This is a genomic window from Lactobacillus laiwuensis, from assembly GCF_019972835.1.
GTDB classification, from domain to species: Bacteria; Bacillota; Bacilli; order Lactobacillales; family Lactobacillaceae; genus Lactobacillus; species Lactobacillus laiwuensis.
The window spans coordinates 323,003-347,800 of record NZ_BPPB01000004.1 but is presented as its reverse complement, the minus strand read 5'-3'; the positions used below and the strand labels follow the sequence as shown (position 1 = coordinate 347,800).

General features: G+C 37.1%; 21 protein-coding genes. 18 read left to right on the top strand and 3 right to left on the bottom strand.

Going from position 1 to position 24,798, the window contains the following annotated elements; all coding sequences use genetic code 11:
* Window positions 1-119: 119 nt before the first annotated feature.
* Window positions 120-1,139 carry an adenosine deaminase gene (gene add / locus LDM92_RS04395; RefSeq protein WP_223902191.1) on the bottom strand — a complete coding sequence of 340 codons (1,020 nt, stop codon included), beginning with the start codon at window positions 1,137-1,139 and terminating at the stop codon, window positions 120-122.
* Window positions 1,140-1,317: 178 nt separating this feature from the next.
* The gene (locus tag LDM92_RS04390) at window positions 1,318-2,673 is read right to left on the bottom strand and encodes a threonine/serine exporter family protein (protein WP_223902190.1); all 1,356 of its coding nucleotides are present in this window, start codon (window positions 2,671-2,673) and stop codon (window positions 1,318-1,320) included.
* A gap of 143 nt (window positions 2,674-2,816) precedes the next feature.
* On the opposite strand from LDM92_RS04390, the gene LDM92_RS04385 reads away from it, so the two are divergent.
* The 17 genes from LDM92_RS04385 (at window position 2,817) to LDM92_RS04305 (ending at window position 21,518) form a co-directional block, all read left to right on the top strand.
* Window positions 2,817-3,293 (top strand): MarR family winged helix-turn-helix transcriptional regulator, encoded by a 477-nt coding sequence (locus LDM92_RS04385; protein WP_223902189.1) that lies wholly within the window; start codon window positions 2,817-2,819, stop codon window positions 3,291-3,293.
* 47 nt (window positions 3,294-3,340) lie between these two features.
* Window positions 3,341-4,726, top strand: a complete 1,386-nt coding sequence (locus LDM92_RS04380) for an MDR family MFS transporter (protein ID WP_223902188.1) — start codon at window positions 3,341-3,343, stop codon at window positions 4,724-4,726.
* A 242-nt stretch (window positions 4,727-4,968) separates the two neighbouring features.
* A complete protein-coding gene (locus LDM92_RS04375; protein ID WP_223902187.1) occupies window positions 4,969-5,724 on the top strand; it encodes a DeoR/GlpR family DNA-binding transcription regulator in 756 nt (251 codons plus the stop codon).
* On the top strand, window positions 5,724-6,638 hold the full coding sequence (pfkB, locus tag LDM92_RS04370) for a 1-phosphofructokinase (RefSeq protein ID WP_187153995.1): 915 nt from the start codon (window positions 5,724-5,726) through the stop codon (window positions 6,636-6,638). The genes LDM92_RS04375 and pfkB overlap by 1 nt, the downstream gene beginning before the upstream one ends.
* A gap of 17 nt (window positions 6,639-6,655) precedes the next feature.
* On the top strand, window positions 6,656-8,626 hold the full coding sequence (locus tag LDM92_RS04365) for a PTS fructose transporter subunit IIABC (protein ID WP_223902186.1): 1,971 nt from the start codon (window positions 6,656-6,658) through the stop codon (window positions 8,624-8,626).
* Between the two features lie 394 nt (window positions 8,627-9,020).
* Complete coding sequence (locus LDM92_RS04360) at window positions 9,021-10,721, top strand: LytS/YhcK type 5TM receptor domain-containing protein (RefSeq protein ID WP_223902202.1); 1,701 nt, start codon at window positions 9,021-9,023, stop codon at window positions 10,719-10,721.
* A 13-nt stretch (window positions 10,722-10,734) separates the two neighbouring features.
* Window positions 10,735-11,472 carry a LytTR family transcriptional regulator DNA-binding domain-containing protein gene (locus LDM92_RS04355; RefSeq protein WP_223902185.1) on the top strand — a complete coding sequence of 246 codons (738 nt, stop codon included), beginning with the start codon at window positions 10,735-10,737 and terminating at the stop codon, window positions 11,470-11,472.
* Between the two features lie 157 nt (window positions 11,473-11,629).
* Window positions 11,630-12,064 carry a CidA/LrgA family protein gene (locus tag LDM92_RS04350; protein ID WP_198179821.1) on the top strand — a complete coding sequence of 145 codons (435 nt, stop codon included), beginning with the start codon at window positions 11,630-11,632 and terminating at the stop codon, window positions 12,062-12,064.
* Window positions 12,064-12,789: an LrgB family protein gene (locus tag LDM92_RS04345; RefSeq protein ID WP_223902184.1), complete on the top strand. Its 726-nt coding sequence runs from the start codon at window positions 12,064-12,066 to the stop codon at window positions 12,787-12,789. The genes LDM92_RS04350 and LDM92_RS04345 overlap by 1 nt, the downstream gene beginning before the upstream one ends.
* Window positions 12,790-13,034: 245 nt before the next feature.
* Window positions 13,035-13,934, top strand: a complete 900-nt coding sequence (locus tag LDM92_RS04340; protein WP_223902183.1) for a metal ABC transporter solute-binding protein, Zn/Mn family — start codon at window positions 13,035-13,037, stop codon at window positions 13,932-13,934.
* A 19-nt stretch (window positions 13,935-13,953) separates the two neighbouring features.
* Window positions 13,954-15,081 carry an SLAP domain-containing protein gene (locus tag LDM92_RS04335; protein WP_223902182.1) on the top strand — a complete coding sequence of 376 codons (1,128 nt, stop codon included), beginning with the start codon at window positions 13,954-13,956 and terminating at the stop codon, window positions 15,079-15,081.
* A 54-nt stretch (window positions 15,082-15,135) separates the two neighbouring features.
* On the top strand, window positions 15,136-15,756 hold the full coding sequence (locus tag LDM92_RS04330) for a metal ABC transporter ATP-binding protein (protein WP_223902201.1): 621 nt from the start codon (window positions 15,136-15,138) through the stop codon (window positions 15,754-15,756).
* Window positions 15,756-16,553 (top strand): metal ABC transporter permease, encoded by a 798-nt coding sequence (locus LDM92_RS04325; protein ID WP_223902181.1) that lies wholly within the window; start codon window positions 15,756-15,758, stop codon window positions 16,551-16,553. Before LDM92_RS04330 ends, LDM92_RS04325 begins: the two co-directional genes overlap by 1 nt.
* A gap of 171 nt (window positions 16,554-16,724) precedes the next feature.
* Window positions 16,725-17,954: a (S)-2-hydroxy-acid oxidase gene (locus tag LDM92_RS04320; RefSeq protein ID WP_223902180.1), complete on the top strand. Its 1,230-nt coding sequence runs from the start codon at window positions 16,725-16,727 to the stop codon at window positions 17,952-17,954.
* A 168-nt stretch (window positions 17,955-18,122) separates the two neighbouring features.
* Window positions 18,123-19,619: an ABC transporter substrate-binding protein/permease gene (locus LDM92_RS04315; protein WP_223902179.1), complete on the top strand. Its 1,497-nt coding sequence runs from the start codon at window positions 18,123-18,125 to the stop codon at window positions 19,617-19,619.
* The gene (locus tag LDM92_RS04310) at window positions 19,612-20,361 is read left to right on the top strand and encodes an amino acid ABC transporter ATP-binding protein (RefSeq protein ID WP_223902178.1); all 750 of its coding nucleotides are present in this window, start codon (window positions 19,612-19,614) and stop codon (window positions 20,359-20,361) included. Before LDM92_RS04315 ends, LDM92_RS04310 begins: the two co-directional genes overlap by 8 nt.
* 14 nt (window positions 20,362-20,375) lie before the next feature.
* Window positions 20,376-21,518, top strand: a complete 1,143-nt coding sequence (locus LDM92_RS04305; protein ID WP_223902177.1) for an ArgE/DapE family deacylase — start codon at window positions 20,376-20,378, stop codon at window positions 21,516-21,518.
* Window positions 21,519-21,642: 124 nt separating this feature from the next.
* Here the strand turns inward: LDM92_RS04305 and pepF are convergent, their stop codons facing one another.
* Window positions 21,643-23,448 (bottom strand): oligoendopeptidase F, encoded by a 1,806-nt coding sequence (gene pepF / locus LDM92_RS04300; RefSeq protein WP_223902176.1) that lies wholly within the window; start codon window positions 23,446-23,448, stop codon window positions 21,643-21,645.
* Window positions 23,449-23,595: 147 nt separating this feature from the next.
* On the opposite strand from pepF, the gene LDM92_RS04295 reads away from it, so the two are divergent.
* Window positions 23,596-24,780, top strand: coding sequence for an LCP family protein (locus tag LDM92_RS04295; RefSeq protein WP_223902175.1), 1,185 nt, complete (start codon window positions 23,596-23,598; stop codon window positions 24,778-24,780).
* Window positions 24,781-24,798 lie beyond the last annotated feature (18 nt).

Here is a 24,798-nt window from a genome sequence, read left to right as displayed (position 1 = left end):
AGGAACTCCTTTTTCTAATGTTTTAAGAAATTAATTTAAGGAATTATTCATCCTTACACAAACTATTTTACGGTCTCACTCATTTAATATGAGCTGGCCTTTTTGTATGAGTTCTGAAATTATGCGTTGGCTTTTACAAATTGATCAATTTCATCTAAATATAATTGCTTTTGCCGTTGACTTATCCAGGAAGTTTCAAAAGAATTTTTAGCAAGTTGCACAATTTGGTTCTGAGAAAGATCATATTTTTGCGCTAAAGCATAGTAATTATCACTAATATAACCCTTAAAATAGGCTGGATCATCTGAGTTAATAGATACTTTGACTCCTGCATTTAAAAGGTCAATTACTTCTTTACCCTTCATCTCTGGTGACACAAAGCTATTAGACAGAGGACAAGAAGTTAAGCCAATTTGCCTTTTGGCAGCGAGTTCTACCAAATCAGGATCTTCCACGATGTTAGTACCATGGTCAAGCCGTTCAACTTCCATAATTTCCAAAGCCTGACGAATATGTTCGATTGAATCTTTTTGATCAATGTCACAGTGAGTGGTGATGTGCAGTCCAGCAGCTGCTGCATCTTCAAATTGCCGGGCGAACTTTAGCGGGGGATTATTGTGTTCATCAGAATCAAGTCCAATACCAATAATTTTATTCTTGTATTTCAGACCTTCTTGCAATGTTTTTCTAGCTGATTCCTTTGAAAAATCACGTAAAAAGCACATGATTAGGTGAGCGTCAATGTTTAATGCCCTTGCATCAATCGTAGCTTGATAAAGACCATTGAGTACGACTTCAAAAGGAATACCGCGACTAGTATGAGCCTGGGGATCAAAAAAGAGTTCAACGTGTCGTACATTATTTGTAGCAGCTTTAGTTAAGTAGTCCCAAGCCAAGTCATAAAAGTCTTCTTCAGTTTGTAAAACATTCATTGCTGGATAATACACAGCTAAAAATGATGCTAGGTCATGATAGTTATATGTTTTTTGGACATCTTCAATTGTAGCTTGGCCTATATCGACGTGATTGCGTTTAGCTAATTTTAGTTTCAATTCAGGTTCTAAAGTACCTTCAATATGCAAGTGCAATTCGGCTTTAGGCAGGCCACGGGTAAATTCTGGTGTAACAACTGAACTCATGTAATCCTCCTTGATAATGTTCTTGTTTTATATTTATGATTTTAGTTTAGCACAATTTTAATAATAAAAATAGAGTAAAAACCGAACAAATTAAATGCTATTAGCATATATGTTCCTAATAAAAGACCTAAATAAAAATCTAGTTAGGTAAAATAATTAAAAATTCCAGTTAAGTATTTTAGTCGCAATGGCGCCATTTTGCGTCTGTTAAGATCCGAGCAGTAAGTAAACCGATTGGCAGGGAGGTAATAGTCATCAGAGCATCCATAATCCAATAAGCACCGACATTAATGTTAGTAATACCAAAATTAAAAACAGCGCGATACATGTATAAACCGGGGACCATGATGACAATTGCGGGAACCGTGATTGCAATGCGGGGGAAACCAACTTTATCCCGCACAAAACTGGCAATTAATCCTGCTAACAATGCTCCGATGAAAGCTGCTAATGCAGCTGGAACGTGATTAAATTCAACTAAGCTAAGGCGTAATGTATTTGCCAACGCTCCAATAACTGCTGCTACAGTCGCCATTGATACTTTAGCATTAAACAAGATTGAAAAGCCAAAAACACCACAGAAACTGGCGATCATTCTTAAAATTGTTAATAGCACCGGACTAAGAACAATTTGGGGCATTGTACCCGGTGATAAGTTGAGCATAGTAGCCATGCCCCAGCCTACCATTGCCGCAATCATAACAACTAATATCGCATAAGCCAGCCTCTCAAGACCAGATCGCATATCAAGCTTTGACATATCAAGGCCAGAAGTAATAAAAGGGAATCCGGGTATGACATAAAGCATCGAACCGATGTAACCATAAGCATGATTGTTACTCCAGCCACAAATTAATGTGCCTAATCTAAAACAGATGAAATAAACGGCGCAGGAAATCGCTACGCCAACAGTTATTTTGGCGACCAAAGTAACTTTTTTCTTCCCTAATAATTGGCGCAAATAGTTGCCAATAAAGGCTCCAAAAAATGTGCAAAACATTTCCGGTATTCCGCCACCAAGTAAAAAAATAAAGCTGGCACACGCTAGTCCTGCGCTTAAAGCGGAAATGATTAAAGGATAATTTTGAGTATGACGCTCAATTTGATTCAGTTTGTGGTGAACAGCTCCAATTGTTAAATAATTATTTTCAGTTTCAAATTTACGGACAAATTCTTCCATTTCATTGAGCTTGTTCATATTCACTTCCGTAGTTGGTAAGGAAAGAGTCTGTGAGTATGATTTGTTGTCAACATCAAAGCAGGTATAGCTAATAGTTACTAAACCAATATCAGCTGAACAAGTGATTTTAAGTGCTCGTGCAATGGTATTCATAGAATCACGTACGCGCCAGGCTCCAGTCCCGCATTGCAGCAGCATTATACCGATTCTGCCGACTAAAGATCCTTTTTCTACCAAAGTGATATCTTTGACTAAAGTATCATCTGAACTTTTGAAGAACTCTTTCCAATGAATTCTCATATGGTGTTTACTAGAAATCTTGGGATATGATGCTGGAGTCTGCTTGTCTTTCATAACTAAATTTATAACCCTTCTTTTGATAACGTAATATTTTAATTTTACCACACTCGTGGTTGGACCATTTTTTAGAATTAAGTTTTTAAAAACATGTTAATTTTAAAAAAGTGTAGTATACTACAGTATGACAAAATATTAGTATGAAATTTACTTCTAAGGGAATTAATATGACAGCTTTTTTAAATCGAATTGGTCCCAAAATTAAAATTGCGAATACTTTGATTGAAAAGGAATTAAACAAGCAGTTTGCAGAAATCTTTAAAGATTATTCTTTAACAGGTGCCCAAATTTCTCTGATGATTTATTTATATGAATCAAAAGCGCGGCAAGTTACCCAAAAAGAAGTGGCAGATGCGTTTGTGCTGAGTCATCCTACAATTAGAGGAATAGTTAAACGCTTAGAAGCAAATAAGTTAATTGTTACGTCGCGTTTAGAAAATGATCAAAGGCAAATTGTTTTAAGGCTTTCGGATAAAGGCTTTCATTTAATTGACAAAAATATTGCCAAGATTCGCACAATAATGACAAATATTAATACTCGTATTACCAAGGGGTTGTCTCAGCAAGAAATTTTAAATCTTGAACAAGTTTTAAAAAGAATTTCGGATAATTTTTAATTATTATTAGCAAGAGTGTAGCATGCTATATATATGAAAGGATAAAAATGATCAAAAATATTTCTAATAAGAAAAGGATACTAATGATGGCTGTTTTACTATTTGGAGCATTTGTTTCGCTGTTGGCCGAAACTTTTCTCAATAATGCTCTGCCAACAATAATGACGGTTTTTAAAGTTAATCAATCAACTGCTCAATGGCTTACTACTTCTTATTTATTGGTCGTAGGGCTAATGATTCCCATGTCGGCATGGATCTTTGAGTCATTTAACTTAAGACAAAACTTTTTAACAATGATGCTTATTTTTTTAGCAGGTTCACTTATTTGTGTTTTTGCGCCTAATTTTCCGGTGCTATTGCTAGGCAGAATTATTGAAGCAGTTGCGGCTGGTAGTTTAATGCCTTTTATTCAAAATGTCATTTTACTTATGTTTCCTCCTGAAAAAAGAGGTGTGGCGATGGGAATTACTGGACTAGTAATTGGTTTTGGACCTGCTGTTGGTCCCACAATTTCAGGATTAATTTTAAAATATGCAGACTGGCAAATGCTTTTTATCATTTTAAGTATTGCCAGTGGTATGGTAGCCATTTGTGCAACTTTTTGTATGCAAAATATCATTGAACCCCATAGAAACACTACCGATTTAATATCATTTATTGAATCAATTGCCGGCTTTGGTTTAATTTTGTACTCCCTGTCAGATATTGGGAACACTGGTAAAGTTACGATTACAATAGCTGCATTCTTTACAATAGGTCTGCTAATTATTCTGTTATTTTGTCGTCGGCAGTTGCATATGAAAAAACCTTTGCTTAATATTAGAGTTTTTCAAAATTTAAAATTTGATTTGTGTACTTTATTAAGTACTATTAGCAACATTTCAATGGTAGGAATTGAATTAGTTTTACCTTTATATTTACAAACTACTAGACAAGAGAGTGCATTAACTTCTGGTTTAGTAATGATGCCAGGGGCTCTACTAATGATCATTTGCAATCCTGTATCGGGCGTTTTATTTGATAAATTTGGTATTAAAAAATTGGCACTTTTTGGTTTTTCTATGCTTTTATTAGGGACGTTCCCAATGACAGTTTTTAATAGCGAAACCAGTCTTGTTTTAATTAGTTTGTGTTATGCCTTACGCATGGTAGGCATATCATTTACTATGATGACCACTTTTACCGCAGGCATTAATGTGGTAGAACCTCAAATGACTGCACATGCTAATGCGGTATCTTCTACAGTAAGACAAATCGGTGGTTCACTGGGAACGGCATTATCAATGTTAGTAATTAGCTTGTGTGCAAGTGGTGCTTCCAATGCTAAGACTCTAAATTTGACAGTTGGGTACCGCTGGGGTTTTGTCTTAATGCTAACTTTTGCAATAATCGGATTTTTGGGCTCTTTATTCTTGTCTGAAAAAGAAAATTAAAAAATTTGTTGAATTAACCACAAATAGGGCAAAACTAGTTAAGATTGCATTATTGCTTGTTTTTAAGTATTGTCAACCAATAATTCAGTATTAGTTAAACTTGAATTATTAGTTGCTTTTTTAATTTATATGACTAATAAATGTTAAGTTTGCTCGTTTTTGCAAGAAAATGACAAATTATGATTGAAAATGATTGCTTTTAATTATTAAAGCGCATAAAATACTGTCTGGAGGTGAAATGTATGTTAACGCAGGAACGGCAAAAAGTGATTGAAGACTACGTTAACCAGCATGGCTTGTGTCGGGTGAGCGACCTTTGCGCAATGACTTCAACATCTGAATCAACGATTAGGCGTGATCTTAACCAGATGGAAGAACATGGTTTAATCAAAAGAGTGCATGGTGGTGCGCAGTCAGTCAAAAGCTTCACTCATGATGTGTCGCAACACATTCGTTTTTCAATGAATCATAATGATAAAAAGCTAATTGCTCAGTATGCTGTTAAAAACTTTGTCCATAAAGATGATTATATTTTTATTGACGCAGGTACGACAACTTATGAAATGGTTCCTTTTATTGCTCTGACTCCAGGAGTAACGATTGTCACAAATGGTTTAGAAACTGCACTTTGTGCACTTAATCATGGGATTGAGACTATACTTTTAGGTGGGCGGATTAAAGAAAATACTCATGCTGTGGTGGGGCAAACAGCTCTAAAGCAATTGCAGCAAATGAATTTTTCCGCCAGTTTTGTTGGGACTAACGGACTGGACTCTAACGGCAATTTGACCACGCCCGATACTGAAGAAGCAGCCATTAAAAAAATTGAAATTGCTCAGGCCGATCAGGCATACATTTTGACCGATACTTCTAAAATTGGGGAGCGCAGTTTTGCGACTTTTGCACAAGTAAAAGACGTAACAGTTCTTACTACTTCTTTAAGTGCCAAGAATAAAAAATTGTTGCCCGCTAAAATTAATTTGAAGGAGATTTGCTAATGATTTATACGGTTACCGTTAATCCTGCTTTGGATTATGTAATTCAATTAGAGCAGGTTAACCGTGGTGAAGTTAATCGTGCTGATAACTGCACGTTTTTGGCAGGTGGTAAAGGGATTAACGTTTCACAAATACTCAACCAGCTGGATATTGATAATACTGCCTGGGGCTTTGTTGGTGGCTTTACTGGCAAAGAGCTGGTACGTCAGCTAAACCAGCGCCGCATTGTTAATGATTTTGTCACTATATCTGATGTGACCCGCGTGAACGTTAAAGTACATGCAGAAGAGGAGTCAGAGATTAATGCCGCTGGTCCTAATATTACAGATCAGGAAATAATTGCTTTTAAGGCACGCCTTAGCGATTTGCAAAAAGGTGACATTGTGGTTTTGAGTGGTTCCTTAGCACCAAGCTTGCCAGTAGATTTTTATAAAGAACTTCTACCTATTATTAAAGAAGCAGGGGCAGAATTTGTAATTGACACAACTGGTCAGGCTTTGCTAGATACTTTGAGTTATAAGCCACTGGTAATTAAACCAAATCACCACGAACTAGCTGATTTATTCAAAACTACATTTGAGTCAGATCAGGAGATGCTTGAGTGTGCGCGCAAATTGCTTGACATGGGTGCCCAAAATGTTATGGTCTCCATGGCAGGTAAAGGTGGCTACTTGATTACACCTAAGCATTTTTATCATGCCAAAGCAGCTGTTGGTACTGCCGTTAATTCCGTTGGAGCTGGAGACTCCATGACAGCTGGCTTTGTCGGTACTTATGTTAAAACAAAAGATCCGGCCGAAAGTTTCCGTATCGGTATGGCCTGTGGAGCTGCTACAGCCTTTACTAAAGATATTGCTGTTAAAAGTCAGATTGATGCGGTCTTGCCGCAAATTAATGTTGAAGAAATTTCGTAATTTGAGGAGAATTTAAAATGAAAATTAAAGATATTTTGGCTCCTGAATCCATGATTATGGCGCTTAAAGCGACTAACAAAGAAGATGCCATTAAGGAAATGGCTGACCTAGAAGTCAAAACCGACATCGTCAATGACGAAGATGAATTCATTAAGTCAATTTGGGCTCGTGAAAATGAATCTACCACTGGGATTGGTGATGGAATTGCGATGCCCCATGCCCGTAACAAGACAATTAACAAGGCGCGTGTGCTTTTTGCTAAAAGTGAAAAAGGAATTGATTACAATTCGCTTGATGGTCAACCAGTTCATTTATTCTTTATGATTACTGCACCTGCTGGTGCCGATAATACTCACCTTGAAGCTTTAGCTAAATTATCCGGTTTATTGATTGATCCTGACCTTGTTAGTGCACTTAAAGAGGCGCAAACTCCTGAAAAAGTGATTCAGCTTTTTGAAGATGCTGAAAAACAAAAAGATGCCGCTAAAAAAGCTGAGAAAGAGCAAGCAGCAAGTACAAATGATTCTAATAAGGAAGAAAAACCTTTAATTGTCGGCGTTACTGCATGTATCAACGGTATTGCCCATACTTATATGGCCCAAGAGGCTTTGATCAAGGCCGGCAAAAAACGTGGTGTCGATGTGCGCATTGAAACCAACGGTTCAGAAGGTGTCAAAGATAAATTGACCGCTGATGAGATTAGCCGCGCTCAAGGTGTTGTTATTGCGTCTGATAAGAAAGTTGACATGCCTCGTTTTGATGGCAAGCCGTTAATTTCTCGTCCAGTTGTTGACGGTATCAACAAACCTGACGAATTGATTGATAACATTTTGAATTCTAAAGCTAGCGTTTACCATTCAAACGGTGAAAAGAGCAGCGATGATAGTGACAATGCTAAAGAAGGCGTTTGGGGCTCAATTTACAAGAACCTAATGAATGGTGTTTCCCACATGTTGCCGTTTGTTATCGGTGGCGGTATCTTAATGGCAATTTCCTTTATTGTGGAAAACTATGCTGGTGGTCCAAAATCTCCTGCATTTATTTTCTTGAACAATGCCGGTAACATGGCATTTGCTTTCATGGTGCCAATTTTGTCAGGTTACATCGCTGAATCAATCGGTGACTTGCCTGCTTTAATGCCCGGTTTTGTCGGTGGTTTTATGGCCACGGTTTATAGTGGTGCGTACGGTGGTGCTTATGTTGCCAATGTGGTAACTAATGCTAAATCACCTGCCGGTTTCTTAGGCGGACTTGCTTCCGGATTTATTGCTGGTTATTTAGTAGTCGGTTTAAAGAAATTATTTGCCAAGTTGCCTAAGTCTCTTGAAGGAATGAAGCCAATGCTCATTTATCCAATCTTGAGCCTGCTCTTCATAGCCCTGATCATGTACTACATTGTTAACCCAGTCTTTAGTGCGGTTAACTTTGCCATTACTAACTTCTTAAACCAAATGGGTACGGGCAACTTAGCTGTTTTGACAACTATTTTAGCTGCCATGATGTCAATTGATATGGGTGGACCTTTCAACAAGGCTGCTTATGTCTTTGCTTCAGGTGCTTTTGCCAATGATCCTCATTCAACTGTTGCTGCTGTAATGATGGCTGCCGTAATGGTTGGGGGTATGGTACCACCATTTGCGACTGCAATTGGTACGACCTTCTTTAAGAATAAATATACTTTGGATGAGCGCCGTGCAGGTTTAACCAACTGGATTTTAGGCTTTTCCTTCATTACCGAAGGTGCTATTCCATTTGCTGCAGCTGATCCTGGACACGTTCTACCTTCATGTATCATTGGTTCTGCCGTTGGTGGCGCTCTAGTGGGCATATGGCGCATCGGTGTTCCTGCACCTCACGGTGGTCTCTGGGTTTCTCCACTTGCTAACCACATTTTACTTTACTTTGTTGCTACAATTATCGGCTCCATTGTTGCAGGTGTCATTTTAGGTCTGTGGAAAAAGCCAGTTAACCAACAAGAAGATAAATAACAAAATTTAATTGAATTATACAAAAACTGCACTGGGCTGTTTAAAAAGCTCAGTGCAGTTTTTGCTTGTAAATTAATGCTTATCAGCTGAATGTCTTCAATTATATAGATCACTTGACAGCAAATAAATAAAAGCAAATTACCAGTTAGATGACTGCCCTTTATCTGTTTAATAAATTTCATAAGCAATAAGTTTCAAAAATCTTAGTGAATTTAAGGCGAAGATTTCACCATTTCAAACTTTATTTTGTGCAGTTGAATACGATTTCTATTGCGTAAACTGAAAAAATTGTCATACTTATATGATATAAGAGGTTTATTCCAGCTTAGTTTTCGGATTGGAGAAAAACGTGTTCAGTCTATTCATATTATTATCAGAACGCCTGGGTATTATTATGATTCTGGCGTTTCTCCTTGTTAACATGCGCTTTTTTAGAGACTTAATTGAAAAAAGAACCTTAAAATCGCAAATCTGGTTATTTATCATTTTTTCACTCTTCGTTGTCATTGCCAATCTCACTGGTGTTGAAATTTCAAGTTCTAAGGAAATTATTACCCCTTTAATTATTACTGGTTTGCCCCAGTCTGACTCAATAGCAAATACCAGGATGTTAGTTATCACTACTGCTAGTTTGACTGCTGGACCCTATGTAGGACTTTTAGTTGGTTTAGTGGGTGGTTTGCACCGTGTGATTTTTGGTGGCTTTTCGGATTATTTTTATATTGTGAGTTCAGTTCTAATCGGATATTTAATTGGCGTTTTAGGTGATAAAGTTAAGAAAAATAATTTGTACCCTTCAACCTTTTGGGTAGCAGTTTTATCCTTTTTAGCAGAACTAATTCAGATGGCCTTTATTTTTGCATTTCATGGCTTCGGCTTGATTAAATTAATTTTTGTGCCCATGATATTATTGAATACAATTGGCTCTTGCTTGTTTATAGAAATTTTGAAAACTTATCTATCAAATGAGCGTCAATTGCGTGCTGTTCAAACCAAAGATGTTTTGGAATTGGCTAATAAAACATTGCCTTATTTTCGTCATGGCCTGGATCCAGATTCTGCTCAGCATGTCTGCAAAATTATTAAAAAATATACTAACTTTGATGCGGTAGGCTTAACTGATCGTGTTAATGTATTGGCTCATGTTGGTGCGGGGCAAGATCACCACATTGCAGGAGAACCGGTAATAACAGATCTATCCAAAACGGTTATTGCTAGTGGAAAAGAAAAACTGGCACATTCAAAAGAAGAAATTGGTTGTCCTCATCCAGATTGTCCCTTAGCTTCCGCAATTGTTTGTCCTTTGCAGGTGAATAAAAAAACGATTGGCGCATTAAAACTGTACTTTTGTGCTGAACAAGAAATGACTGTAGTCGAAGAAAATCTGGTTCGCGGTTTGGCTATGATTTTTTCCGGACAACTGGCTATTGGTATTGCAGAACAACAGACCAGTTTAGTAAATGAAGCAGAAATACGAGCATTGCAAGTGCAAATTAATCCGCATTTTTTCTTCAACGCAATTAATACAATTGGAGCCTTAATGAGGGTTAACGTTAGCGAGGCTCACAGAGCTTTAATGCAGCTTAGTACATTTTTCAGATTAAGCTTGAAAAATGGTCAGGCAAAAGAGATTACACTTAAGCAGGAAAAAAGATATGTTAGTGCTTATACCGGAATTGAAGAATTGCGTTTTCCACATAAATTTACGATTGATTATCAAATCAGTGTGCCGGATAGTACGCTGCTGCCATCGTTTTGTTTACAAATCTTTGTGGAAAATGCTATCAAGCATGCTTTCAAAGGCAGAAAAACTGGTAACAAAATTGTCATTAATTTAAGTCAAAAAAATGCTTACTTACAGATTTTAGTTAGTGATAATGGTGTTGGTATTAAACCAGAAATTTTAAAAAGGCTGGGTCAAGAACCAATAAGTGAATCTGGCGGCAGCGGTACAGCACTTTATAATTTAAATAAACGGCTGATAGGCTTATATGGCACTAATAGTCAATTGCATATCAAAACTGGTGAGAAGGGAACAACTTTTCAAACCGAGATACCACTAAAACAAGCTGAAAAAAATGATTTTGAAGGTTAAGAGGGAGCTAAAAATGAGAATTTTAGTAGTTGATGATGAACCATTAGCCCGCACTGAATTATCTTATTTGATCAAAAAAAGTTCAGTTTTAAATAAGCAAACCGTTAAACTCTATGAAGCAGAAGATATCAAGGAAGCACAGGGAACGTTGCTTAAATATAAAATTGATCTGCTATTCTTAGATATTTCACTTAATGAAGAAAATGGCTTTGAGTTGGCCGATGAGATGAAGCAACTGAGTTATTCACCGATGATTGTATTTGCTACTGCGTATGATAACTATGCTGTGAAGGCTTTTGATGTTGGTGCACTTGACTATGTACTGAAGCCATTCGAACAAGAGAGAGTTGATCAGGCACTGCAAAAGGCTGTGAAAGTTTTAAACAGTCAAAATAACAATTCTGTGCAGGCTCAAAAAGCGGAAAGTGATGTTCTTAGTATTGAGCTTGAAGATCGCAACGTAGTTATTAAGAAACTGGAAGTAATAGCTGCAACGGTTAATAATGGTGTACTAACAATTGAAACAAGCAAGCAAAAATACGAAACACGCAAGACCTTAGCTTGGCTCAAGGAACGATTAACAGATTCATGCTTTCTACAAGTCCATAGAAATGCAATTGTAAATATTGAAGATATTAAGGAGGTCCAGCCCTGGTTTAATCACACATTGATGTTAATTATGAATAATAATTCCAGAGTTCAGGTAGGTCGATCCTACCGTAAAGAATTAAATCAAAAATTAGGTTTGTAAATAGTTCTCTAATTTATAATGACTTGTGAATTTGCTTTAGTGCAGTTCACGGGTCATTTTTTGCAATTCGCGAGTTAATCGCTTACAAAAATCGCATTTTCTATTATCTTATTACTTGAAAGCAAGAAAGCTGAATATGAGAAAGGAAATCGATCTTATGAAAAAAGAAAAAACAAAATCAGCTCCGATTTTAGTACAAATGTTTATTTATGCTGCAATTTTGTTTGTGGCACAAGTAATTTCTGATTTGATGCCCAAGTCTTTTCCCGTACCGACTCCAGTAATAGGGTTAGTTTTGCTTTATTTTTTATTAACAGTTCACGTAATTAAAGTTGAATGGGTTGATTCTTTTGGCAGTGCATTAATCTCACTAATTGGTTTTATGTTTGTTCCATCTGGAATTTCATTAGCCGCAAATTTAAAGATTATGCGGGAACAGGGAATCCAACTGATTATAGTGGTAATAGCTTCTACAATCATTTTGTTAGTTGTAACTGCTTATACAACTAAGTTCTTTAGTTGGGTTATAGGAAAAGTAACTAATAATCAACTAACTGTTATTAATCACAAAAAAGTAGGGGATGTTAAATAATGCAATATATTACGAATCCATTATTTGGAGTTTTCTTGTCATTAATTGTATTTTTAACCGGACAATGGCTGTTCAAAAAATCAAAAGGTTTTTTCCTTTTTCAACCACTCTTTGTAGCAATGGTTTTGGGAATAGCAATTCTGATTATCCTTGCTAAGTGCTTTGACGTTTCAACAGCTACTGTTTATGCTAAGGCTTATAAACCAGGTGGAGATATTATTTTCTGGTTCATTACGCCAGCTACAATTGCTTTCGCAGTACCATTGTATAAGCGTAATGATGTTGTAAAGAAAAACTGGCTGGTTATTCTTTTGGGATTAGTTTTTGGTACGCTAATTTCAATGGTTTTAATAACACTTGTCGCTAAAGCAGTTGGTTTAAATACTGTTGGAATAAAGTCAATGCTAAGTCAGTCTGCTACTACTGCAGTAGCTATGCCAATAACAAAAGCTATCGGGGGCAATGCTTCCGTTACAGCTATGGCTTGCATACTTAATGCTGTAGTAATTTACGCCTTAGGCAAGCAATTAGTTAAGTGGTTTAACTTGAATAGTGATCCAGTGGGAACTGGCTTGGGCTTAGGTTCTGCAGGACATACTATCGGTTCGGCTTTTGCATTGGAAATGGGTTCTGTGCAAGGAGCTACTGCTGCAGTGGCAGTTGTTGCGACAGCTTTAGTAGATAATCTGTTAGTTCCAGTTTTTGCCCATTTAATTGGGTTGTAGTTTATAATTTTATAGTTGTTTTGTTTACTTACTCAGAAAGCACGCGAATTTATGGCGTGCTTTTTGATTACCGTAAATTTATTTTTTTAAGGCAATGAAATTGTAACAAAACTATAATAGGGCGTTGCTTTTAAAGCAATCCCTAATTAGTGTATAATGGTTATTAATTGTAAGTAACTTTTATTTTGTACTGCAATTAAAAAAGTTGCCTTATTACCTAAAAACGACACTTAAAAAGAAAAGGAATGACAACAATATTGAAATTTGTTAAATTTAAAAAATTATTTGCTGCAGTTACCTTATTAGGCATAGTTCTTTTAACATTAGGTGCATGTTCACAAAAGTCACACAAAAGCAGTAAGATATCAATTATGACGACGACGAATGTCTATTCTGACATTGCCCAAAATATAGTTGGCAAATATGGCAAAGCAGAAGCAATTATTAAAAAATCTGCAATTGACCCTCACGATTTTCAACCTACTACTAACGATGCCAAGGCTCTATCTAACGCAGACATAGTAATAGAAAATGGCCTAGGTTACGACAGTTGGATGGATAAATTGGCTTCTTCAGTTGACAAAAAGCCGGTTCGCGTTGGGGAAGACTTGATGAGTAAAAAAAAGGGGGATAATCCACATATTTGGTTTGATTTGACTATGCCCACCAAGTATGTTAATTACTTAGTTAAGAGCTTGTGCAAAAAAGATCCTAAGCATGCTCGCTATTACAGAAAAAATGGGAAAAGATATTTAGCTGAAATTGCCCGTATTAAAAGGGCTTCTGCTAAATTAAGTCATCACATTGAAAAGCCCGTTTATGTCAGTGAGCCGGTTTTTGACTATGCGTTAAGTTCTGTCAACATTAAAGTCGCAAATAAAGATTTTGAGAAAGCAATCCAAAATAATACAGATCCGAGTCCGGCTGCTGTTCAAAAAATGACTGATGGCATTAAGAAACGGAAAATTGCATTTTTTGTGATCAATGAACAAACTTCAAGTTCTACAGTAGACACTTTTCTAAAATTGGCTAAAAAGCAAAATATTCGTATCTTAAAAGTAAGAGAGACCATCCCGGATAATACTAATTATCTTGACTGGATGAATGATAGTTATCAGGATTTGGCTGAAGTAGTCCGAAAATGATTATTATGAGGCGTTAAAAATGAAGAAATTGATTGCCGTTTTAGCTTTAGGAGCGAGCATTGCAACTGTTGCTGCTCCAGAGACGACGATAGTACAAGCAAGTACAATTAATGATACTGCTAAACAAAATAGTTTCAGCGGTGTAACTTATGCAGAACAAGTATTAGCGCAAGAAGGGATTAAATATAACGATTTTTCTGCTGCTAATCCGATTAATTATCGCAATGGCAAGCCTGAAGGAGTTGTTATTCACGAAACTGCAACACCCAATGCTACTGCACGTAATGAATGTATTTATTTTAACCGTGAATGGATGAATATTTATTCCTATGTTCATGCTTTTGTGGATAAAACAGGTGTCATTCAAATGACAAGCCCAGATTACGGTGTATGGGGTGCTGGTCCTGTTGCCAACAATCGTTTTGTGCAAGTGGAACTGTGTGAAGAAAACAATCTGGCTGATTTTGCCAAAGGCGTGAATAATGATGCAATTTATGTTGCACAAATTTTACATCAATATAATTTAGTACCTGACAACGCTGTTCATGATGGCAAAGGGACAATTTGGTCTCACCATGCTGTGTCTACCTTTTTAGGAGGTACTGATCATACTGATCCGGATGGTTACTTTGCTAAATGGGGTTATTCAATGGATGATTTCTTTGATCTGGTTAAATATTATTATGATCAAGGAACGCCAGCTGATAATGCACCTGTTGATAATGATACAGTAACTCCACCAGCACCTGCAGCACCTGCTAAAAAGCCGGCTGTTCTACCTAAGCCAGTTGCTACCAAAGTCTTAATTCATAATGCATTGGTTTATGATGAAAATGGTGTGGCGACTGATTTACCAACTAAAAAGGCTGGTACCAAGTTAACAATTTATGGCAATCAAACCATTAAAAAAAGAAAGTATTTGCAAATAGGTGTTAATCAATATGTTGTTGCCAGCAACGTTGAAGGCAAGTTGCGTCCGTTAAGTCACAATGCCTATATTTACGATGGCAAAGGTAAACGAGTTGGTATGAATAAATTATACCGTGGTAATTATGTGCGGACATATGGCGGTCGCGTTAAGATTAAGGGTCGTAAATATTACCCAATTGATGTTAATCAATTTGTCAAAGTGGGCAATTTTAAGTAGATAATAATAGGAAAATGCAAATTGTCTGATATTTTAGAAGTTAATAATCTTTCAATGAGATTTGATAAAAATAATGTTTTTGATAACTTAACCTTCAGGTTAAAAAGAGGTTCGTTAACTGCACTTTTAGGCCCCAATGGTACTGGGAAAACTACCTTAATAAATATTTTAATGAGTATGTTGACTCCTAGTTCTGGATCTTTTACATTTGCGGATGGTGTGCGCTTGGGTTATGTGCCGCAGTTTCGGAATATTGATGCTGAATATCCATTATCAATTGAGGCTTTTGTGGGTTTGAATGCACCGATTATTAAAAACGGCCAAACTAAGGAAGCAATAAAAAAGCAGTTAGAGGAAACCAATCTCTATCAAATTAAAAATACTCGTATGGGGGAAGCTTCAGGTGGGCAAAAACAAAGAGCCTATTTAGCTCAAGCCCTGCTTGATAATCCTAATATGATTATTTTAGATGAAGCTACGGCAAGTCTTGATCCTATGGCAAAAGATGAGCTGATGAAGCTGATCAGACATTTGAATGAAAAACATAAAATAACAGTTTTGTTTGTAACTCATGATATCTCATTAGCTCACAAGTATATGCAAAACTATTTATATTTAAATCATGGTCAAATTGAACATGGTGAAATGTCCCAATTTAAGGAGGCATATGAATAATGTTTGCATATGGCTTTATGCGTAACGCATTTTTAGCGAGTACTTTTATTGCGATAACTTGTGGCACTGTCGGTGTTTATGTAGTCGCACGTAATTTTAGTTTTTTAGCACATACGCTTTCCGAAATTGGTTTTGCAGGTGCTGCATTTGCTGTTTGGCTGGGAATTGGACCTTTGTGGGGGATGCTTTTATTCACTCTCTTGGGTTCTATCAGTGTTGGGGAATTGTCACTTCATAGTGAACAAAAGGAATCTTCAATTAGTGCCATTTCAGCTCTATTTACTGGCTTAGGCGTACTTTTTCTTGCCATTTCTGGAGCTAACAGCAATTATGCTACGAATATTTTATTTGGCAGTATTATTGGTGTTGATCATCAGGGCGTGATTCAGCTTATAGCCCTTTCTATAATTGTATTGCTGATGATTTTTAGTATCCAGCGCTCATTAAATTTCGATTCATTTGACCATATTGGTGCTCTTGCTCATGGAGTAAAAACTGGTGCAGTCAGTGTTATTTTTTTAATTGCTCTGGCGATGTCGGTATCAATTGGTGCTCAAATAGTGGGCTCACTTTTAGTTTTTATTTTGTTAACATTACCACCAGCCACTGCAAACTATTTAGGGAAAACAATTCCGGCGATGATTGGCTGGTCTGTCTTTTTTGCCTTGATTGGCGTCTGGCTTGGCTTATATTTGGGCTATATTACGAATCTGCCAGTAACTTTTTTTATAGCTGTCATCGAAGTTGCGGTCTATCTTGTTACCTATTTCACTCATATTATTAAGCATAGTTTGTAGTAATTATTAACATAAAAATAACATTAATTATTGTCTTTACTTTACTTTGTGAAAAAATATACAGTAGGAATCCCGTTATTTAAACATTTATTTTTAAATTTCACTAACTTTTGTAAGCATTTACATGTATAATAGAAGTTGGAAATATTAAATAAAGAAGGAGTCTTAAAAATGACATCATATTATAATGGTTTTCCCCAAAGTGATCGTGACGAAACACTAAAGATGATTAACCTCGATGAGCTCGAGGAGCGTGCAAAGAAAGTTATGCCAGAAGGTGCATATTACTATATTGCTTCAGGTTCAGAAAATGAGTGGACTTGGCGTAATAACACCACTGCTTTCAATCACTTTCAGATTGTGCCTCGTGCTTTGACCAATATGGATAATCCTAAATTGGATACTGAATTTATGGGCATGAAATTAAAGACACCTGTAATGATTTCGCCTATTGCCTGTCATGGTATCGCGCACAAAGATGCAGAAATTGCTACTCAAAAGGGTGCAGCTGCAGCAGGTGCCTTGTTTGCATCGAGTACTTATGCTAATAAGAGTGTGGAAGAAATTGCGGCAGCAGCTCCAAATGCACCACGTTTCTTCCAACTTTATCTCAGCAAAGATTGGGGCTTCAACAAGATGGTCTTTGATGCAGTTAAAAAAGCAGGCTACAAGGGCATTTTCCTGACCGTAGACGCTTTGGTATCTGGCTTTCGTGAAGCTAACCTCAGAACTAAGTTTGCCTACCCTGTTCCACTAGACTTCTTTACTCGCTACCAAGGAGCAAAGGGTGAAGGCCAAACTGTAGCTCAGATGTATGCTTCTTCAGCCCAAAAGATTGGGCCAGAAGATGTTAGACGCATTAAGGAGATGTCAGGCTTACCTGTATTTGTTAAAGGCGTTGTTTGTGCAGAAGATGCCTACTTAGCCATGGGTGCTGGCGCTGATGGTATTTATGTCACTAACCATGGTGGTCGTGAAGTTGACTGTGGTCCTGCAACAATTGATATGTTGCCAGAGATTGCTAAGGCCGTAAACCATCGTGTTCCTATTGTCTTTGATTCAGGCGTTCGTCGTGGTTCGCATGTCTTTAAGGCTTTGGCACTTGGCGCTGATATGGTTGGTGTTGGTCGTCCATACTTGTACGGCCTAGCTCTTGGTGGCGCTAAGGGTGTTCAATCTGTTATTGAACAACTGAATCAAGAATTGCTAATTGATATGCAATTGACTGGTTGCAAGACAATCGAAGATGTTAAACACGCCAAGATTACTCATATTAATTACACTGCTGACAACTTGAAGTCTAATACTGACCCTACAAGAGTTAAGCCATATCCTGTAACAGCTGAGAATCAATTAAAAGAAGAAGATTCAGACGCTGTAACTGGTGCTTCTCAAGCATAGTTAATTTAAAAGCTTAAGTATTAAAATCGCTCTGCATATATTAGCTGCTCTAACTAATGTGCAGAGCCTTTTTTATTGCTTAAAAAAAGATTGTTTTTAATTAATAGTTGTAATTTAATTTTTATATCTTTATAATTGTAATAATAAAATTATTAATGGAGGAAAATTATGAAGAAAGCGTGGAAATTGCTTGAGACTTTGTTGATAGCATTTATAATGTTAACCCTGTTACCCCAGAATGCAGCAGCCGCTGATAAAGGACAAACTGAACAAAGAACCGACAATTATCTACGAAGAGTCAAACAAAAAGGTGAACTAGTCATGGGGACTAGTCCAGATTATCCTCCTTACGAATTTGTCAAAAATATTAAGGGCAAATCAAAAATAGTTGGTATGGATGTTGAAATAGGGCAAAAAATTGCCCATGATATGGGTGTTAAGCTTGTTGTGCGGTCAATGGACTTTGACTCTCTTTTAGTGGGTCTTGAGACAGGTAAAATTGACATGGTCATTGCCGGAATGAACGCGACTCCTAAGAGGGCAAAAAGCGTTGCTTTTAGTCAGCCATATTATAAAAGTGAGCAAAAATTACTGATAAGAAAAGAAGATAAAGGCAAATATCATAATTATAAGTCTTTTGCCGGCAAAGCAATTGGTGCTCAAACTGGCAGTATGCAGGCCACAATGATCAAAAATCAAGCCAAAAATGTCAAACTGAAAACCATGGATAAAGATAACGACTTGGTTTTAGGATTAAAAACGCATAAGGTTGATGCAGTTTCAGTTGACAAGGCGACAGCCGAGGCTTTTGCTCAAAATACGGACGGGATTATGGTTATTCCGGCAGGCCTTAAGACAGAGTCATCTGCTACTTCTGTTGCTTTTCATAAAGGAGCCAATAGTTTAGTTAAAGCTGCTAATAAATCAATAGCGGAGATTAAGCAAAAAGATTTAATTGATAAAGTATATTTACCCAAAGCTGGAAAGTATTTAACTGCCGGTAAAACAAAAAAGGAAGTGAAATCGTCTAATTCAATGTGGGCATATAAAGACTTCTTTTTAGCAGGAGTTGGGTATACTTTACTCATTTCTTCTATATCAGTTTTCTTTGGTTTCTTATTAGGTGCAATACTGGCATTTATGCGCTTAGGACACAATCAAATTGCACGTTCAATTGCGACAGCTTATGTAGAATTTATTCGGGGCACACCATTAATGGTACAACTGCTGTTTATTTACTTTGGCTTGGGGGTAGTAGTAAATATCCCAGCTTTACTGTCGGGTATAATTGCCGTTTCCCTTAACTCTGCAGCTTATGTAGCAGAAGTAATACGATCAGGCATTAATTCAATTGCTGTGGGCCAGACAGAAGCTTCTCGTTCTTTGGGCTTGTCACGGACAGCAACTATGCGTTATGTTATTATGCCACAAGCAATGAAAAATATTTGGCCGGCTCTGGGTAATGAATTTGTTTCCCTCATTAAGGAAAGTTCCATTGTTTCGGTAATTGGCGTTAAGGATTTGATTTATCAGTCACGGGTAGTCCAGGCTGATACCTATCGTGGAGTTATGCCATTGGTAATTACAATGATCTTATACTTTATCATTACTTTTGGCTTATCCAGCTTAATGAAAGTATTTGAAAGGAAAATGAATCATGACTAACGCAAATCCCGTAATCAAAGTTGAACACTTACAGAAAAATTTTGGTGATAATAAAGTTTTAAAGGATATTAATGCTCAGGTAAATGAAGGTCAGGTTATCTGTCTAATTGGACCGTCTGGTGCCGGCAAAAGCACTTTTTTGCGTTGTCTGAACCTATTAGATCAGCCATCTTCCGGCAAAGTTATTTTTGAGGATAAGGAATTAACTGCCTTAAGTGAAGATCAGCTTGATCAACTGCGTGAAAGAATGGGAATGGTTTTTCAGCAGTTTAACTTGTTTCCCCATATGAACATAATTGAAAATATTAAATTAGCGCCTATGAAAGTAAAGGGCATGAGTGACAGTGCTGCTAAAATTAAGGGAATGGAGCTGTTAAACCAGGTCGGTTTGGCTGATAAAGCAGAAGCCTTTCCAACCAATCTTTCAGGTGGACAGCAACAAAGAGTCGCAATTGCCCGGGCTTTGGCAATGGATCCAGAAGTAATGCTTTTTGACGAACCAACTTCAGCGCTTGATCCAGAAATGGTAGGCGAGGTATTAAAGGTAATGCAGGATTTGGCTCAAAAAGGGATGACAATGGTCGTTGTAACTCACGAAATGGGCTTTGCCAAAAATGTTGCGGATGAAGTATGGTTTATGGCAGACGGCTATATTCAGGAAAAAGCTGCACCACAGCAATTCTTTGCGCAGCCACAAACTCCGCGTGCCCAGGACTTTTTGGCAAAAGTACTTGAAGCTTAGGTGGGAGAAAGTAAGTGGAAGAATCACAGGCTATTAAGATATTAACTGACTTGTTAGCGATAGATTCGGCAAATGACCATGAAAGTTTGGTAGCTGATTATATAACATCATTGTTTAGCAGATATTCTGCAAAAATTGAGAGAATTTCTTATTCTTCAGGTAGAGATAATTTGGTGGTAACGATTGGAGATCATGGGCCTCTTTTAGGTTTTTCCGGTCATGAAGATGTTGTTGCAGCGGGGAATTTGACCAATTGGCAGACAGAACCGTTTACGCCCACTTTGAAAGACGGCAAAGTTTTTGGGCGTGGTGCGAGCGATATGAAATCCGGTCTAGCGGCAATGATTGTTGCAATGCTTGATTTACTTGATAGTAAGAAAGAACTGCCTGGTCGTATTAGACTTTTAGCATCTGTAGGTGAAGAAACCGGTGAATATGGTGCAGCTCAGCTGACTAAAGAAGGCTATGCTTCTGACCTGGATGGACTTGTTATTGGTGAACCTTCTAACTTTGACGTACGTGTGACACATAAAGGTGTTATTGACTATTATGTTTATTCTAAAGGTATTTGCGTTCATTCTTCGACTCCCGAAAAAGGTCAAAATGCGATAATGCCACTGATTGAATTTGCACAAGCAGCGCAGCATTTAATGGACAGTCATCAAAAGAAGGATCCAGTTTTAGGTTCTTTTACTCATGTGATTAGTCAAATTCAGGGTGGGAGTCAAATTAATTCTGTTCCTGATAGTGCTTGGCTTTCCGGCAATATCAGAACGACGCCAATATATCCCAATGAGCAAATATATACTGAACTTGAACAAATAATTACTGACTTAAATAAAAAGGGAGCTCGGTTAAAAATTAGGTATAGTTTTCCTGAAGTGCCTTTACCTGACCAATCTCAGACAAAATTAGCTAAAATGGCTCAAAAAGTTGTCGAGCAAGAAATTGGCAGGCCAAGCGAATTTGTTCCAGGGACTGCTGCTACAGATGCATCGGAATATATTCAAGCCGGGGATTTTCCCATTATTATTCTGGGACCGGGAGCTGGAACTACTGACCATGAACCAAATGAGTATATAGAAGCAAAAGCTTATTTAGATGGGTGTCGGGTGTACCAAGAATTAGCCTGGCAGTTTTGGAACTCATTAGCTTAATTTTGAATTATCATTAATATTTTAATATTAAAAAAGCCACTTCTTAAAAATAGGAGTGGCTTTTGATGTGAGAAATTATTATTTACATACCAGTTATATTATTTGTAACTAAAAGATGCAAGTATTAATTATAATTATTTTGGATAATTTTCTTAAATTCGCTTAAACGATTGGCAAAAGTTTTAAAAGCTTCTTCTAAATAATCCGGTTTTGTCATATCAACTCCAGCTTTTTTCATGATTTCAGCAGGATAATCACTAGAACCAGCTTTTAGAAAGTTCAAATAGGCATTTCGTTGCTCGGTAGTTCCATGAACGACATTGTTTGCTAAGGCAGTGGCTGCGGCAAAACCTGTAGCATATTGATAAACATAAAAATTGTAATAAAAATGAGGTACTCTGGCCCATTCTTTAGCAATTTCTCCACCAGGTTCTACTGCATCACCGTAATAGCGCTGATTAATTTTACCGTAGATATCATCTAAACGATCAGCTGTTAATGGTTCACCATTGGCGTCCATTTCGTGAATTTTTTGTTCAAATTCAGCAAACTGCGTTTGTCTAAACAAGGTTCCTTTGAAAGAGTCCAGGTAGTAATTAAGGACAAAAGCGCGTGTTTTAGGATCGGTAATATGAGCCAAAAAGTATTCTGTTAAAATATTTTCATTAGTTGTAGAAGCTATTTCAGCAACAAAGATAGGATAATCACCATAAACATACGGCTGATTTTGCCTAGTATACATACTGTGGACAGAGTGACCTGTTTCATGAACTAGTGTGTATAATGAATCAACATTGTCTTCCCAATTGAGTAATTCATATGCATCTGTGTCATAGCAACCACCAGAATAGGCTCCAGTGGCTTTATTCTGTGACTCAACCACATCAATTACGCGATTATTGAAGATATAGTCAACCTGCCTTAAATAGTCCTCTCCTAATGGCTCTAATGCTTTTTTGGCTTCTGCCTTAGCTTGCTCAAAAGTATAGCTCAATGCTGGTTTACCAGTTAATGGAACATACATGTCCCACATTTGTAGGTCCTTTAAGCCTAAAATTTGTTTGCGTAAAGCTACATATTCATGCAATAGGTCTAAGTGTTTATCGACCTCATCAATCAAAGTATCGTAAACAACTGTTGGCACTCCATTTGCATTCATTGCGCTTTCACGAGCTGATGGATAATGGTGAACACGGGCATTATAGTTATGTTCTTTGACTGCACCTGAAAGAGTTGCTGCTAACGAATTTTCAAATTGCCCATAAGTAGCGTACATGGAGTCAAAAGCATTTTTACGTACTTCACGATTTTGGGATTGAATAAGCAGCGAGTATAAGCCATCGGAAAGTTGAACCATTTTACCGTTATCATCCTGAGTATAACCATATTCCATATCTGAATTGGTTAAAACGTTATAAGTGTTTTCGGAAGCAGATAGAGCATCACCAGCATCTGCAATTAGCTTTTCTTCTTGTGCAGATAGCGTATATGGTCTCAGCCTCGTAATTTGATCAAGCAAATGCTTGTAGTTGCTGAGTTTAGGCTCTTCTCGTTCTAAAGCACTCAACTTTTCCGCTGAAAGACTTAAAATTGCTGGATTCATAAAAGAAGTAGCGGCTTCAAACTGGCTTGCAAGTCCTTGCACTTGAGCTACATAACTCAAATAATGGGCATTTCCAGTATCAACATCACTGGCAAGAGTAGCATAAGAATAGACTTTTTCCAGTCTCCGACTAACTGTTAAAATTTGAGTAATACCATTATATAAAGATGCACCAGAAGTGGTAAAATTTTCTTTTAAAGTGCTTAAAACTGGTATTTCTTTTTTGACAAGTGTATATTCATCTTCCCAGTCATTATCAGTTTTAAATATCCTGGTTAAATCCCATGTAAGATTTTCTGGGACTTCATTACGTTTAGGAATTGACATAAAAATTCTCCTTTTTAGCTATTTAATTAAATTATACTAAAGATTAAAAAATAAGATATTATTAATTATAATTGATATTATTTTAATTCATGTTTGAAAGTGTTAAAAATAATAGATGGAAAACTACGAAAGGGTTTGAATAGAGGAATGAATCCAAATTCAAAACGCAGAGAAGATTACCACAAAAAGCATTCTTCCCTAAATCTTCATCGGAATATTGCTTTGGCAGAACCAGCTAAAGCCTTTAAAGGCAGCGTTTTTGCTCGGATTTGTGGTATTGCAGCTGTTTTGTGTGTCAGCTTTGGCTTAGCCTGGGTAGCACACATGTATTTTGCTTTGCACAGTGCAATTGATGGCAATGGTGGCAATTATGCCACTTCTGCAAGAATTGCCAACAGACAGCCGATTTCTGTTTTAATTCTGGGAGTTGATCAGGGACTTGAAGGACGGCATGATAAAGGTAATTCTGACACTTTGATTTTGGCAACAGCAAATCCTGCTAAAAATAAGTCGACAATGACTTCAATTCCTCGAGACACCCTTGCTAATATTTTAGGTGATCCTGGAAATAAGTACAATATGTTTCGGGTTAATTCGGCTTACGGTATTGGTGGCAGTACTGCTTCTATGAGAACTGTTTCAGCCTTAATTGGTGTTCCCATTCATTACTATGTGGAAGTAAATATGAAAGCTCTAAAAAGCCTGGTTGACGCTGTTGGTGGAGTTGATGTTAAAGTACCGTTCAAGTTTTCCTATGACTGGTGTGATTTTCACAAGGGAAAACAGCACTTAAACGGGCGTCATGCTGTAGCCTATGTTAGAATGCGTCATGATGATCCGCGAGGTGATTACGGCAGGCAAAAGCGTCAAAGACAGGTTATCACTGCTGTAGTTCATAAAGCTATTTCAGTTGATTCAATTACGAATTATCGCAAATTGGTTAAGATCTTTTCAAAATATGTCAAAACCAATCTTACGTTTAATGATATGTTAGCCTTGGCATTAACTTATCGTGGCTGTTCACAGAATATTGCCAGTGGTTATATTCAGGGTCATGATGCCTGGATTGATGGTGCTTCTATTCAGGTAGCATCAACTAAAGAGCTTCAAAAGGCTTCTGATAAGATACGTACCAATCTTGACTTGGATAAAAAAGTATTGGATAATGATGAAACGAAACTTAATAGATTAAATGAGCAGAATAATAATATCAAGTGGAAGGATCCCAATCCATTTACCAATTACCAGATTTACCGTTCAGTAGTAACTGATGAGTCAACTGATAACTCTTCAGGAATTGGAACAAGTGGAGATAATTCTGCAGGTCAATAGATGTTCAAGCAAAGGAGG

What these genes read in the sequence shown, in the direction of transcription:
- add (WP_223902191.1), bottom strand. Translation starts at nt 1,139, where the DNA reads ATGAGTTCAGTTGTTACACCAGAATTTACCCGTGGCCTGCCTAAAGCC.
- LDM92_RS04390 (WP_223902190.1), bottom strand. Translation starts at nt 2,673, where the DNA reads ATGAAAGACAAGCAGACTCCAGCATCATATCCCAAGATTTCTAGTAAA.
- LDM92_RS04385 (WP_223902189.1), top strand. Translation starts at nt 2,817, where the DNA reads ATGAAATTTACTTCTAAGGGAATTAATATGACAGCTTTTTTAAATCGA.
- LDM92_RS04380 (WP_223902188.1), top strand. Translation starts at nt 3,341, where the DNA reads ATGATCAAAAATATTTCTAATAAGAAAAGGATACTAATGATGGCTGTT.
- LDM92_RS04375 (WP_223902187.1), top strand. Translation starts at nt 4,969, where the DNA reads ATGTTAACGCAGGAACGGCAAAAAGTGATTGAAGACTACGTTAACCAG.
- pfkB (WP_187153995.1), top strand. Translation starts at nt 5,724, where the DNA reads ATGATTTATACGGTTACCGTTAATCCTGCTTTGGATTATGTAATTCAA.
- LDM92_RS04365 (WP_223902186.1), top strand. Translation starts at nt 6,656, where the DNA reads ATGAAAATTAAAGATATTTTGGCTCCTGAATCCATGATTATGGCGCTT.
- LDM92_RS04360 (WP_223902202.1), top strand. Translation starts at nt 9,021, where the DNA reads ATGATTCTGGCGTTTCTCCTTGTTAACATGCGCTTTTTTAGAGACTTA.
- LDM92_RS04355 (WP_223902185.1), top strand. Translation starts at nt 10,735, where the DNA reads ATGAGAATTTTAGTAGTTGATGATGAACCATTAGCCCGCACTGAATTA.
- LDM92_RS04350 (WP_198179821.1), top strand. Translation starts at nt 11,630, where the DNA reads ATGAAAAAAGAAAAAACAAAATCAGCTCCGATTTTAGTACAAATGTTT.
- LDM92_RS04345 (WP_223902184.1), top strand. Translation starts at nt 12,064, where the DNA reads ATGCAATATATTACGAATCCATTATTTGGAGTTTTCTTGTCATTAATT.
- LDM92_RS04340 (WP_223902183.1), top strand. Translation starts at nt 13,035, where the DNA reads ATGACAACAATATTGAAATTTGTTAAATTTAAAAAATTATTTGCTGCA.
- LDM92_RS04335 (WP_223902182.1), top strand. Translation starts at nt 13,954, where the DNA reads ATGAAGAAATTGATTGCCGTTTTAGCTTTAGGAGCGAGCATTGCAACT.
- LDM92_RS04330 (WP_223902201.1), top strand. Translation starts at nt 15,136, where the DNA reads ATGAGATTTGATAAAAATAATGTTTTTGATAACTTAACCTTCAGGTTA.
- LDM92_RS04325 (WP_223902181.1), top strand. Translation starts at nt 15,756, where the DNA reads ATGTTTGCATATGGCTTTATGCGTAACGCATTTTTAGCGAGTACTTTT.
- LDM92_RS04320 (WP_223902180.1), top strand. Translation starts at nt 16,725, where the DNA reads ATGACATCATATTATAATGGTTTTCCCCAAAGTGATCGTGACGAAACA.
- LDM92_RS04315 (WP_223902179.1), top strand. Translation starts at nt 18,123, where the DNA reads ATGAAGAAAGCGTGGAAATTGCTTGAGACTTTGTTGATAGCATTTATA.
- LDM92_RS04310 (WP_223902178.1), top strand. Translation starts at nt 19,612, where the DNA reads ATGACTAACGCAAATCCCGTAATCAAAGTTGAACACTTACAGAAAAAT.
- pepF (WP_223902176.1), bottom strand. Translation starts at nt 23,448, where the DNA reads ATGTCAATTCCTAAACGTAATGAAGTCCCAGAAAATCTTACATGGGAT.
- LDM92_RS04295 (WP_223902175.1), top strand. Translation starts at nt 23,596, where the DNA reads ATGAATCCAAATTCAAAACGCAGAGAAGATTACCACAAAAAGCATTCT.